This window comes from Pedobacter nyackensis (assembly GCF_900176505.1).
In the GTDB taxonomy this organism is placed as follows: domain Bacteria; phylum Bacteroidota; class Bacteroidia; order Sphingobacteriales; family Sphingobacteriaceae; genus Pedobacter; species Pedobacter nyackensis.
Window position 1 is genome coordinate 20,098 of the sequence record NZ_FWYB01000001.1, and the last position, 13,188, is coordinate 33,285.

Annotated in this window: 7 protein-coding genes; 1 reads left to right on the top strand and 6 read right to left on the bottom strand. The window is 39.2% G+C overall.

Annotation, left to right across the window (positions count from 1 at the left end; genetic code table 11):
• Nucleotides 1–56 precede the first annotated feature (56 nt).
• Nucleotides 57–1,994, bottom strand: coding sequence for a 30S ribosomal protein S1 (gene rpsA, locus B9A18_RS00075; protein ID WP_084286632.1), 1,938 nt, complete (start codon nucleotides 1,992–1,994; stop codon nucleotides 57–59).
• Nucleotides 1,995–2,430: 436 nt separating this feature from the next.
• Here rpsA and B9A18_RS00080 point away from each other — a divergent pair, with 436 nt between their 5' ends.
• Nucleotides 2,431–3,774 (top strand): PepSY-associated TM helix domain-containing protein, encoded by a 1,344-nt coding sequence (locus B9A18_RS00080; protein ID WP_084287405.1) that lies wholly within the window; start codon nucleotides 2,431–2,433, stop codon nucleotides 3,772–3,774.
• Here the strand turns inward: B9A18_RS00080 and B9A18_RS00085 are convergent.
• From B9A18_RS00085 to B9A18_RS00105, 5 genes are all read right to left on the bottom strand, one after another.
• Nucleotides 3,755–4,729 carry a GlxA family transcriptional regulator gene (locus B9A18_RS00085; RefSeq protein ID WP_084287404.1) on the bottom strand — a complete coding sequence of 325 codons (975 nt, stop codon included), beginning with the start codon at nucleotides 4,727–4,729 and terminating at the stop codon, nucleotides 3,755–3,757. The genes B9A18_RS00080 and B9A18_RS00085 overlap by 20 nt on opposite strands.
• Nucleotides 4,730–4,790: 61 nt before the next feature.
• Nucleotides 4,791–5,963, bottom strand: coding sequence for a PepSY-associated TM helix domain-containing protein (locus B9A18_RS00090; protein WP_084286633.1), 1,173 nt, complete (start codon nucleotides 5,961–5,963; stop codon nucleotides 4,791–4,793).
• 8 nt (nucleotides 5,964–5,971) lie between these two features.
• Nucleotides 5,972–8,350: a TonB-dependent siderophore receptor gene (locus tag B9A18_RS00095; protein ID WP_084287406.1), complete on the bottom strand. Its 2,379-nt coding sequence runs from the start codon at nucleotides 8,348–8,350 to the stop codon at nucleotides 5,972–5,974.
• A 223-nt stretch (nucleotides 8,351–8,573) separates the two neighbouring features.
• Complete coding sequence (locus B9A18_RS00100) at nucleotides 8,574–9,977, bottom strand: efflux transporter outer membrane subunit (protein WP_084286634.1); 1,404 nt, start codon at nucleotides 9,975–9,977, stop codon at nucleotides 8,574–8,576.
• Between the two features lie 10 nt (nucleotides 9,978–9,987).
• Complete coding sequence (locus tag B9A18_RS00105) at nucleotides 9,988–13,164, bottom strand: efflux RND transporter permease subunit (protein ID WP_084286635.1); 3,177 nt, start codon at nucleotides 13,162–13,164, stop codon at nucleotides 9,988–9,990.
• Nucleotides 13,165–13,188: the final 24 nt, after the last annotated feature.

Consider the following 13,188-nt stretch of genomic DNA (forward strand, 5'->3'; position numbering starts at 1 on the left):
AGGGCAAAAAAAAGCATCCCTGTTAGGGGATGCTTTTCATATATAAGCTTTAAAGATTACTCGCCTTTTTTGGCTTTGTTTTCTTCACCTTCCATTTGTTGCTTTAATTGTGCAAGCACACCTAAATCACCTAATGTAGATTTTTCAACTGAATCTTTAACTTTTTTCACTGCACTGCTAGAAGCTTTAGCTTCTTTTTTCTTAGCATTACGCTCTTCTGCAACAGCTTCAGCTTTAGCCTCTTCCCAGATACGGGCGTGAGAAACAACGATACGTTTAGCATCTTTGTTAAACTCAATGATTTTGAAGTCATTAGTTTCTTCAGCTTTGATGGTACCACCGTCTTCTTTAGCCATGTGTTTAGTTGGTACGAAACCTTCTACACCATATGGTAAAGCAATAACAGCACCTTTATCAGTTACTTTAACAACAGTTCCCTGGTGGATTGAATCTAAAGTAAAGATAGTTTCAAAAGTATCCCAAGGATTTTCTTCTAATTGTTTGTGACCTAAGCTTAATTTGCGGCTTTCAACGTCTAATTCTAATACAACTACGTCTAATGTATCACCAACTTTAGTGAATTCGTTAGGGTGGTTAACTTTTTTAGACCAAGAAAGATCAGAGATATGGATTAATCCATCGATACCTTCTTCGATTTCTACGAATACACCGAAGTTAGTCATGTTTTTAACTACAGCAGTATGTTTGCTTCCGATAGGATATCTTTCAGCAACATTTTGCCAAGGATCTTGAGTTAATTGTTTAATACCTAAACTCATTTTGCGATCGTCTCTGTCTAAAGTTAAAACTTCGGCTTCGATCTCATCACCAACTTTCAAAAATTCTTGTGGGCTGCGTAAGTTTTGTGACCACGACATTTCTGAAACGTGGATTAAACCTTCAACACCTGGAATGATTTCTAAGAAAGCACCGTAATCAGCAACAGTAACAATTTTACCTTTAACTTTAGAACCAACAGCTAAGTTAGTGTCTAAAGATTCCCAAGGGTGTGGAGTCAATTGTTTTAAACCTAATGCAATACGTTTTTTCTCATCATCAAAGTCAAGAACTACAACGTTGATTTTCTCATCTAAGCTTAATACTTCTTTTGGATGCTCTATGCGGCCCCAAGAAATATCAGTGATGTGAAGTAAACCGTCAACGCCACCTAAATCGATGAATACACCGAAGTCAGTAATGTTTTTAACAGTACCTTCTAATACCTGTCCTTTTTCAAGTTTAGATACGATTTCAACTTTTTGGCTTTCTAAGTCGTCTTCAATTAAGATTTTATGAGATACAACTACGTTTTTAAACTCGTGGTTGATCTTAACAACTTTGAACTCCATTGTTTTACCCACGTATACATCGTAATCGCGGATAGGTTTGATGTCAATTTGAGAACCAGGTAAGAAAGCTTCAACACCCATGATGTCAACGATAAGACCACCTTTAGTACGGCTTTTAACAAATCCGTTGATGATTCTGTCATTGTCAAGAGCCTCATTAATAGACTCCCATGATCTTTGGGTTTTAGCTCTTTTACGAGATAAAATTAACTGGCCGTTAGCATCTTCTGGAGCTTCCACGAAAACGTCAACTTTGTCGCCAACTTTCAAATCAGGTGTATCACGGAACTCAGAAGTAGATACCAAACCGTCAGATTTAAATCCTACGTTTAATACTACGTCTTTGTTGTTGATTGAAACAACAGTACCACTGATGATTTCACCTTGGTTGATTTGATTGAAAGTATCGGTATACATTTCTTCAAACTTCTTACGGTCTGCGTCACTGTAATTTCCGAATGCTTTGTCGTCTGCATCCCAGTCAAAATCTTGATCTGGAGTTGCTAATGATGATTTGATCTGTTCGATCGACACTGAATCAGCTTCTGATTCAATGGTTTCTTTCTCAGCCAGACGAGCGTCTGCGCCTTGTAATTCGGCTGTTTTAGCCTCTAGTTCTTTTTCTGCTACTTGTTTTTTAGCCATTAAAATTAAATCTCCTTTTCCCGTGAGGGACGACAAAGATAGAAATTATTTTTTTTACAGCAAAGAAATTATTGATAAATGTTGTTGATTTAGAACTGATTGTAAAGGGAATTGTACAGACGCTGTTAAGTACTGAACAAAAATAAGCATAATTCAGGATCCATCAACAATACTGTCATTTTGATCTTAGTAGGCAGGTAACCAAAGTACTTTTTGAAAGGCCAATTGAATTTTGGTCAGATTCAAAATGTTACAATGTGTGGTGATGAGGTTTTTTGTAGCTGTAGCTCCCTGTTTCTGAGCGTTAATTTTATAATTTATTAATTAGACTGTATCTAAATAATTGTATTTTAGCATCCTTAAATTAATACTAATGCCAATGGAAATGATTCTGTTGGCATTATCTATAAAAAACACATATCACACTACTAAACTAATGACAGCACAAAAAACAAAATCTGCCTGGCAAAAAATCCGGAAATTCTTTAATGACGTCCACTTATGGATCGGTTTGACTAGTGGAATCATCGTTATACTCGTTTGTTTAAGCGGTACTTTGTATGTGTTTAATACTGAGCTTCGCGAAATGGCCTCGCCTGAATTGTATAAGGTGAAGAATGAGAATGGATCTAAACCAATTGCTGTTGAGGAACTCATAGCTAAGGTGAAAGCAAGTACTGGTGGAAAGGTCGCCTCTGTAAAAATACCTTCAGACCCTAACAGAACCTATCAATTTATGGTTCGATTAAAAGAAGAAGGTAAAAAGAAGGCTGAAAAAGGCGAACATAAAGAAAAGGAAAGTCTTGGGGCAGGTGGAAAAGATGGTGCTAAAAAGGGAAAGAATCCAGAAATGGCGAAAGAGGGGGCTGGCGGTGGAAAACGTCCTTCGGCATTTGCGGTTAACCCATACACAGGTGAGGTCCTAGGTAATATCTCTGAATCTAAATCCGCCACGGCAGATTTTATGAAGACGATGTTTAGTCTGCACCGTTGGTTGTTATTGGACAAAATTGAAAAGCCGCTGATTGGAGAATTAGAGAACCGTAAATTGGGTAGTTATATAACCGGAGCTGCAACGATCTTGTTCACGCTGGGGGTAATTACCGGTATGGTTATATGGTTCCCTCAAAAGATCAGAGCATGGAAACAAGGTTTGAAAATCAAATGGAACGGTAGCTGGAAGAGAACAAACCATGATCTGCACAATAGTTTAGGTTTTTACGCTTGTATTTTTTTTTTTTTAATGGGAATAACCGGCCCACAATGGTCATTTTCATGGTATCGTGATGCATTAAGGAAAACATTGGGGACCTATCAGCCGGAGGGATTTGAAGCACCAAAAGATCCAGTATCAAAAATCAGCGATAAAACCACTAAATTAAACATTGCAGGTTATATTGCAGCAGCAGATAAGGTGCTTGATTATAAAGGCGACTATAGCATCAGTTTACCCAAAGACTCAGTTGCAGCCGTTGCTATTACAAAAAATAAAAGTGGCTTTTTTGCTTCCGCAGCTGGTGATAAATTATTGCTAGATCAGTATGACGCCGCCGTATTAAAAACTGAAATATTTAAAGATAAACCATTTAATGAGCGTGTTTCGGGCTCTATAAAAGCTTTACACCTTGGTGATGTTTATGGAATGTTCACTAAGATTATTTATTTCTTTGCCTGCTTAATTGCCACAAGTTTGCCTATTACAGGTACGATGATATGGCTCAATAAGCTTAAAAAGAAAAACAAGGCTGGTAAAAAGAAGGTTATGCAACCCGCGCTTTAAATTTATCGCGGTAGTCTTTAGGTGTCATTCCAGAGCTCTTCTTGAATAGCTGCCTAAAGGCTTTTAAATCATTATAACCCGAATTCAACATCACCTCAAGGATACTTTGATTAGTTTGTTCCAATAGCTTCTTCGCTACTTCTATTCTTGTTTTTTGTAAATACGCGATCATCGTATTTCCCGTAGCGACTTTGAAACGGCGTTCGATATTACGCCTACTTGCGGGTATTTGTTGAAGGATATCCTCCACGGTTGTGGCCGTATTGTACATATTTTCTATGCACAGCTGTGTTTTTGTCACCAGTTCATCCCCATGGTCTCTCGAAGGGATAAAAGTGCCAAAATAACTCTGCTGCCCCCGATTCATATCTATAGCGAATACTTTTGCCATTCTTACTGCAATTTCCCGGTTGCCATAATTATGGATAAGCCTTAGTAATAAATGAAAGGTACTAGTTGCGCCCCCACTAGTATATACACCATGGTCGTAGGTAATTATTTCGTTTGCTCTTAAAAAAACATCAGGATAACTGGCTGCAAATGATGTACTGGCATGGATATGCGTAGTTGCACTTTTTCCGTTTAACAGGCCACTCGCTCCTAACAGAAACGCGCCGGTGCAAAATGAAGCAAGCTCCACACCATTCTCGTGTTGTTTACACAACCATGGGAGAAACTCAAGGTTCTCCTGAATTGCACTTTTTAAGTCAGATGTTCCAAAAGCAGGAATAAGAACCAGGTCATGTTGACCAGCCGATTCTAAGGGTTGTGGCTTATGATCATTAAACGCTGGAATTTCATTGGTGCTGTTTTCAGCATAAAGGACATTTATTTTAAACAATGCTTCCTCATCATTGGTTTTGTAATAGCTATTCACGGTATCAAACACATCCAATATCGCTGCTACACTAAGTAGACGGTATTTATTGGTCAATAATAAAGCTACGTGTGTCATTGTTTTTTGATTAGGGGAATGCAAATTAGAAAAAAATACTGCAAAAAAGAAAGGCCAGCTGTTATGGAACAGATGACCTTTCTTTTTGGTTTTTAACGGATACTTTTTTCTTTTTCCGGCCACGCCAGATCATAAACCCTGTTATGGGGAGACTCGCAGCGATTAAACTAGCTAAGAAAGCTATTATCTTACCAGGTAAACCGGCAATTGCACCAATATGGATGTCATAGTTCATCCTTGCTATCTTATCGGCTAAACTTGCATTTGACAGTTTTCCATAACTATGCGCTACTTCCATCTCTTGTAAACTGTATTGATCATAGTAAAGATAGTTGGCTTTCCAATAGGTGTCGGTATCCGGATTGAGGGCAACTTCTATGGCCGACTTTGCATTTTCAGGTACATGCACTTCGATACCCCCAGTATACCCAGGTAAACCCTTTAGGGTTTTTGCCCATAAGATGTCCATCGCCGGTTTTTTACCTACAGCAGTATTTACTAAAGTTGTATCAGAATAACTTTCTGCATACTGTTTCATCTGTTCGCCACCCGATGAAATCCAGTAGACTGATTTTGCAAACCATTGAAAGCCCATTACTAGGCCGGTTATGGCAATAAAAATAAGAATCCAGGTCATGTAAAAACCCAGCACATTATGTAAGTCATAATTTAAACGCTTCCATTTTGCGTTCCACTTAATACTAAATCTCTTTTTGCTGGCGGCTTTGTTTTTTGGCCACCACAATACCAATCCGGAAATAAGTAAACAAAGAAACATTAAAGTTGCTGTAGCTAGAATCGGCTGACCGACATGGGGAGGGAGCCAAAGGTAATAATGTCCCATAATCACAATCCTGAAAAAGTCATCATCCATATTTTTAACCTTTAATACCTCACCGGTATAGGGGTTTAAAAAAACGATCCAGTAATAGGACGGGTTTTCTGCAAAATAAACTACTTGTGATGCTTTTCCTTGTTGGTAGCCTACACTATGGGCATGTTTGCCAGGCAAGGCTTCCTCAGCATTTTTTTTGAGAGCGGAGGGAGCCAGCATGGCGTGCGTTTCTACTTTTGTAAAACGGTAGGGTTGGGTAATATTTTCAATTTCCTTTTCAAAGGCCAATATACATCCGGTGATACCTAAAAAACACACAAATAGCCCGGATGTTAATCCGAGCCATAAGTGGAGTTGTCCGGTCCAATATTTGAACCTGTTTTTCTTGTTACTCAACATTATTTTTATTAAAATTTGTAAGTAATGCTCAGTCTGAAATTTCTTGGTGCTTCAGTCTGCCAATAATAATAATCACCATAAGAAGCCCCGCTATATAGGTATTTGTCCAGAATGTTAAAGGCATTTGCTGTTAAGCGTACTTTATCCTTTTCCCAAAAAAATCCTCCATCTAATTTGAAGTAACTAGGCATTTCCTGAGTTCCCGAACCTCCCCATGACCATGAGCTACGATCGGCCAGATAACTGAAGCCCCCGGATATTCCGGCACCTTTTAATGTCCCGGTTTGAATTTTATAGCTCAACCATGCATTGGCGTTATGCTTAGCGTAACCCGTTATTTTAGTGCCAACAGGAATAACCTCGCCATAAACTTCAGTTTCTTTACTCACTCTGGAATCTGTCAGCGCATAGTTGGCTACCAGGTTTAATCCAGGTAAAATCTCGCCGCGCAGGTCGAATTCAATACCCTTTGTTGTGCTTTGTCCTAGTTGTAATGAGAATGGAGCGGCAGGTGTACTGGTTGGGTCAGGCGATAGTTCGTTGTTTTTAAGAATGCGGTATGCAGCGATAGTTGTATTCCAGCGTCCATCAAACCAATCTTTTTTTATTCCAAACTCAATATTGTTTCCGGTAATTGGTTTAGGTTGTTCTCCACTTTTAATAGCACCTGTTTGTGGGATGAAAGTTTGGTCAAATAGGCCATAAACAGAAGTCTGATTATTAATAGAAACACTCAAACCAACTCGAGGTGTAAATCTTTTGTCTTCTGTATCCGTATTGTATTCCGATTGTTTTACATAGGTGTATCTTCCAGCTAATGTTAAACGAATCTTGTTTTCCAGAAAACCAAGCTCATCCTGTAGGTACAAGCCTGTGTACGATTGATCCACACGATTATTTGCACCTCTTTGATATAAACTTTTGCTGCGATCAAATTGTGGTATCCCATTTACAGGAGCACCATACACAGGATTGTAAATGTTAAATGGTTTAATGGCATCATCAAGTGGAGATGTTTGTCCCCAGTCGTAATAACGTTCCTTGCTGCCTACATCTAAACCAGCCAAAATGCGGTGGCTAACGCTCCCGGTAGTGGCATGACCATTTAAAAATACCTGACCAAATTTATAATTCAATGCAGCATCAAAGATGTACAAGTCACGAATTATATCGCCATTTGCAGCTACGGATGACGGCCATATGTCGGTTGATTTCTGATTAAAATCTACATAGGCCAACTGCGCCGTAAGTTTCCAATTGGCATTAAAATGGTGCTGCATGTTTAAAAACAAACTATGCTCCTTTGCAATACTAGGTTCTAAGCCCGGCTCAGACATGGTAAAGTCTCTAGGTAGCGTAGCAAAACCATCTGGTGCAAAAACATAGGCTGAACCAAGATCCGATAATTTGACATGCTGATAGTTGTACTCAGCTGTTAATAATGTTTGATCATCAATTTGGTAGCTAACAACAGGGGCAATGCTATAACGATCATTATACTCATACGGCCGATGTGAGTTTTTAGTTTGTCCCATTAAATTTAACCTGTATAACAATTTACCGGATTGATTTAATTTGCCATCCAGATCAAGAGTGCTTCTGTACATATCATAGCTGCCTAATGTAAAGGAGGCTTCGCCATTAAAATCTTTTCCGGTAGGTTTTTTGGTTACTACATTGTAAATACCACTTGGTTCGCCATTCGACATCATAAAGCCAGATGGACCTTTTACAAATTCAATATGGTCTACAAAGCTCATGTCTTCTGTGAGTGGTCCCCAGTCTGAAGTTAAATTTATACCATTCCTGAATGCTGCAGCCCTTGCCCCACGAGTATTTACACGTGTATATATATCACCCCAGTGTTCTAATCTGGTTAATCCGCTTACATTTCTAAGCGCACCATCACTCATACTTGTAATTTGCTGATCGGCAAGTGTAGCAGAAGTAATGATCTGAATATTTTGAGGTGCTTCTAATAGTGGTCCATCCAATCGTAATGAGGAGGAGGGAGCGTCAATTTTATACTTTCTTTTATTACCAGAAACGACTACCTCTTTTAATTGATCGGCACTCTCTGATAAACTAAAATTTACAATAACCGTTTGATTGCCTGAAACAGTTATGGCCCTTTCTGCGCTTTTTAAACCTATGGCAGAAACCCGGATGATGTAATTGCCATTTTTTATTTTTTCAAAACTATAATCTCCTTGGTCATCAGTAGTTACCGCCATCCCTTTTCCCTTCAATCCTACACTAACATAGGCTGCAGCCTGCCCATCGGCCGTTAATACTTTTCCTTTTATGCTATTGTTTTGTTGGGCAATAGCAATCATGGAGAATAAAGAGAGCAGTGTTAATAAATTTAATAGTCGAAGTATATTCATGCGTTTATTTAGATTAATTCTATTTAATGGCAAATATTGCATCTATTTCGTTACAAACAAAATTTATTTAGAATTATTCTAGTTAGTGTGCTGTTCAAGCTGTGGATTTGATCGTGCAGGGGTAGGGATGAGCGTATAAAAAGAAAGGTCGACTAGAACAGACGACCTTAACTAAAATTTAAACGGGTAAAAAAGAAGCGCCGTTAAGCGCTTCTTTTTTCTTTTATTTCCAACCGCCTCCAAGGGCTTTGTATAGATTCACTACTGATTGCAATTTTTGTAGTTTGTCGTTTGTGCTGCTGAGTTGGGCAGCGAGTAAACTTTGTTCTGAAGTCAGTACATCTGTATAATTTGTTGCTGAACTGAAGCGTAATAATTCCTTTGTAAAGTCAACCGCTTTTGTTAACGAAGCGATTTGCTTTGCCCTGGTCGCTTCCTTTTCTGCTGCAGTCTGATAGGCAAATAGCGCATTGGATACTTCCTGTCCACTTGTTAATAGTGTTTGCTGGAAGCTATAAAATGCAATTTGCTGTTGTGCCTCTGCTGTTTTTAATCTTGCTTTATTCTGCCCCTTATTAAATATTGGCTGAGTAATGCCACCTATTAAATTATAGAATAAGGAATTGTCAAAGAAGTTTTTTAAACTCAAACTTGATAAACCCGCATTTGCTGTTAAAGTTAATGCCGGATAGAAGTAAGCTTTCGCGACATTCTTATTTTCAAAAGCAGCTCTGAAAGCTAATTCTGCAGCTAGCACATCAGGTCTGTTTTGCAACAACTGAGCAGATACACCGGTTTGCAAATTGCTATATGCTGTTTGCTGATCAAGTGTCGAGCGATCGATTTTTCCAGCTCCTTTACCTAATAGGATACTTAAAGCATTCTCTGTTTCGCGGATGCTTCTTTTCAAATCAGGGATTGTAACCTGTGCGGCATATAGATTGGCTTCGCTCTGTACCACAGCTGCACCGTTCACCACTGCACCTTCTTTCAAGGATTTCATGGTTTCAACGTCTTTTTCCCTGATTTTAATGGTCTCCTCTGTGATAGATAATTGTTTGTCTAAGGCCAGGAGGTTGTAATAAGCATTGGCAATATTCGCAATAAGTTGGGTCTGTACAGCCCTTTTAGCTGCATCGGTTTGTAATAATGATGCGTATGCTGATCTTTTTGCACTGCTTAGTTTGCCCCAAATGTCCGCTTCCCAGCTTGTGCTCAGCTGGGCTCTGTACGTTTGAGTCTCGGTATTAATATTGATACCGGGAGGGAAGTTTAATGCTGCCCTCGATTGCTTTGCATCAGTTACGGATACGTCGCCAGTTAAGCTCGGCAGCAATGCCGCTTTACTTTGTAATAAAGTAGCTTCAGCAATCTTGATCCTTTCGATGGCCTGTTTCAAGTCAAGGTTTTCGTTTATTCCTTGTTGAATTAAGGATTGTAATCCTGCATCGGCAAATAAGGTTTTCCATGGCAAATCAGCTATAGTTGTGCTGTCCGTAGTGGCATTGTCTCTGTATAAATCATTACTGATTATTGTCGGGCGTTCGTATTTTTTGGTTACGCAGCCCGTTAAACTCAGTACGGAAAAACCGATGATGAAATAATATTTATGATATCTAGTGTTCATGTTCTTAAAATTAATGTTCGCGGACGTCTACTTCTGGGAATTGAATGTCTTCCTGTGGTGGACCATATCCTTCATCAAATGGTGATTTGTTGCTAACCTTTTCCTGTAAGCTTTGGAAAACAATAAACAATGTTGGGATCACAAATATCCCGAATATTGTTCCAATTAGCATACCACCTACGGCACCTGTACCGATAGACTTATTACCAGCAGCACCAACTCCTGTTGAAAGCATCAATGGCAATAGGCCCAGGATAAATGCAAATGAAGTCATTAAGATAGGACGCAAACGAGCCGTAGCTCCACTTATGGCTGCACCTACAATACTCATACCTTTCCTTCTTCTTTCAACTGCAAACTCCACAATCAAGATGGCATTTTTCGCAAGTAAGCCCACGAGCATGATCAGCGTAATTTGGGTATAAATGTTATTGTCGACACCAAATATTTTATCGAAAATAAATACACCTGCTAAACCAATAGGAAGCGAGATCAATACTGCTAATGGCAGTATATAACTCTCGTACTGAGCGCAAAGTAAGAAGTAAACAAATATTATGCAAAGTAAGAAAATGAATATAGTTTGACTTCCGCTCGACATCTCTTCGCGGGATAGTCCTGAAAACTCATATCCATATCCGGTAGGTAAGTGAATGGCAGCTTCTTCCTGTACCGCTTTTAGTGCATCACCAGAGCTGAATCCCGCATTCGGACTACCGGTTACTGAAATAGAAGTAAACAAGTTGAAACGAGATATTGCCTGGGGACCATATACCTTTTTCAAAGTGATGAAATTACTGATGGGAGCCATTTTGCCACTAGAATTTCTCACGTAGATATTATTCAGTGTTTCCTGGTTTGCACGATATGGTGCATCAGCCTGGTACATTACCCTATATTGTTTTCCGTACTTGTTAAAGTTAGAGGCATAAACACCACCGTAATAACCTTGCAATACACCTAATACATCACTAACACTTAATCCTGCTTGTTTTACCGTAGCCACATTTACATCAATCTGGTATTGTGGGAAATTTGGATTAAAGGAAGTTGATGCGTATTGAATTTCAGGTCTTTTACTTAATGCTGCAAGGAATTCATTCCCAATAGTATTAAATTTATTGATATCACCACCGGTTTTATCCTGTAACTGGAATTCAAAACCGCCACTTGTACCAAAACCTTGAATCGTAGGAGGGGCAAAAAAGATTACCCTGGCACCTTTTATACTAGCCGTTTTGGCAAATAGCTCGCCAATAATTGCTTTTACATCACGTTTACGCTCGTCCCATGGTAACAGTTTCCCAATTACCATACCGTACGAACTTCCCGAACCACTGATCATGCTTCGGCCAACCACTGTTAAAGAGTTATTAATTTCGGGAATAGTATGGACAATACTATCAATCTGTTTAATCACTATAGCAGTTTGCTCTGTTGAAGTAGCAGGAGGTAGAGAGATATCAGACATGATGGTACCCAAATCCTCATTAGGCACAAACCCTTTAGGAGTGGTGTTCATGGCCCAGACTAATGCCACTGTGAAAAGTGCAAGACCTAAACCGGCCAGCCATTTTTTTCTGGCTAAAAAGCTTACAGAACGCTTATACCTGTTGGTCATCAGATCAAAAGACGTATTAAATGCAGCATAAAAACGTTGCATAAAATTCTTAGGCTTTCCATGATCTTCGGCGTGCGGTTTTAGTAATAAGGCACAAAGTGCAGGACTTAACGTTAAAGCGTTAATTGCCGAAAGGATAATGGCAATAGCAAGTGTTAAACCAAACTGCTTATAGAATACACCTGATGAACCCTGGATAAAACTTACCGGGATAAATACAGCTGCCATAACCAATGTAATGGAAATGATGGCACCTGTGATGTCTTCCATGGCATCAATAGTAGCTTTTTTAGCCGATTTATAGCCATGGTCGAGCTTGGCATGGACGGCCTCGACGACTACAATGGCATCATCCACCACAATACCAATGGCTAGTACCAATGCAAAAAGCGTAAGTAAGTTAATGGTGAAGCCAAATAAGCTAAGGAAAAAGAAGGTACCTATAATAGCTACCGGAACACTAATGGCCGGAATTAAGGTCGACCTAAAATCCTGAAGGAAAATGAATACAACGATGAAAACCAGAATAAAAGCTTCTATCAAAGTATGGATTACTTTTTCGATTGAAGCATCAAGGAAATCATTAACATTTACAAGAGAAGTATAGTGTACGCCTTTAGGGAAGGTTTTTGAAGATTCTTCCAATACTTTTAACGATCCTTCAATTACGTCTTTGGCGTTAGAACCTGCCGTTTGATTGATCGCAATACCTAAAGCTGGCTTTCCATTAAAGCGTACTGTATTGGCGTAACTTTGTGCACCCAATTCAATTCTGGCAATGTCTTTTAATCGTAAAAGCTGACCGTTTTCAGCCGTTCTGATGATGATGTTGCTAAACTCAATTTCATTTTTTAAACGTCCTGAGTATTTTAAGGTATACTGGAACGATTGCTCACCCTGCTCACCAAACTGGCCGGGAGCAGCTTCAATATTTTGTTCAGCAAGTGCTACACTTACATCACTAGGTACTAGGCCATAAGTTGCCATTACGTCTGGTTTAAGCCAGATACGCATGGTATAATCCATTAAACCAAATGCTGTAGCATCACCAACTCCATTGATACGTTTGATCTGTGGAACCAGGTTGATATTGGCATAGTTTTGCAAAAATGTTTGGTCATAGGAAGCACTGTCACTATAAATACCAAAGATCAAAACGTTACTCGCCTGTCTTTTTGCTGTAATTACACCTGAACGGGTTACCTCAGCAGGTAGTAAACTACTAGCTCTCGCTACCCTGTTTTGCACGTTTACTGCAGCAAGATCGGGGTTGGTTCCCAGTTTAAAGTTAATTGTAATGGTAGCTGTACCATCGTTACTTGCTGATGAGGTCATGTAAGTCATGTCCTCAACACCGTTAATCTGTTCCTCAAGTGGGATAACCACACTGTTCATTACCACATCGGCATTGGCACCCTGGTAAGAAGCTGAAACTTGCACCGTTGGTGGCGCAATTTCGGGATATTGTGATACGGGCAATGTAAATAAGCCCAATAGTCCTAGAATTACAATGATAATGGATATTACCGTTGATAAAACTGGCCTTTCTATGAATTTCTTAAACATACTATTCGATTTGGGATTTTTGAA

Excerpts from the sequence above, each read along its gene's own strand:
- B9A18_RS00105 (WP_084286635.1), bottom strand. The coding sequence starts at position 13,164 with ATGTTTAAGAAATTCATAGAAAGGCCAGTTTTATCAACGGTAATATCC.
- B9A18_RS00080 (WP_084287405.1), top strand. The coding sequence starts at position 2,431 with ATGACAGCACAAAAAACAAAATCTGCCTGGCAAAAAATCCGGAAATTC.
- rpsA (WP_084286632.1), bottom strand. The coding sequence starts at position 1,994 with ATGGCTAAAAAACAAGTAGCAGAAAAAGAACTAGAGGCTAAAACAGCC.
- B9A18_RS00100 (WP_084286634.1), bottom strand. The coding sequence starts at position 9,977 with ATGAACACTAGATATCATAAATATTATTTCATCATCGGTTTTTCCGTA.
- B9A18_RS00090 (WP_084286633.1), bottom strand. The coding sequence starts at position 5,963 with ATGTTGAGTAACAAGAAAAACAGGTTCAAATATTGGACCGGACAACTC.
- B9A18_RS00085 (WP_084287404.1), bottom strand. The coding sequence starts at position 4,729 with ATGACACACGTAGCTTTATTATTGACCAATAAATACCGTCTACTTAGT.
- B9A18_RS00095 (WP_084287406.1), bottom strand. The coding sequence starts at position 8,350 with ATGAATATACTTCGACTATTAAATTTATTAACACTGCTCTCTTTATTC.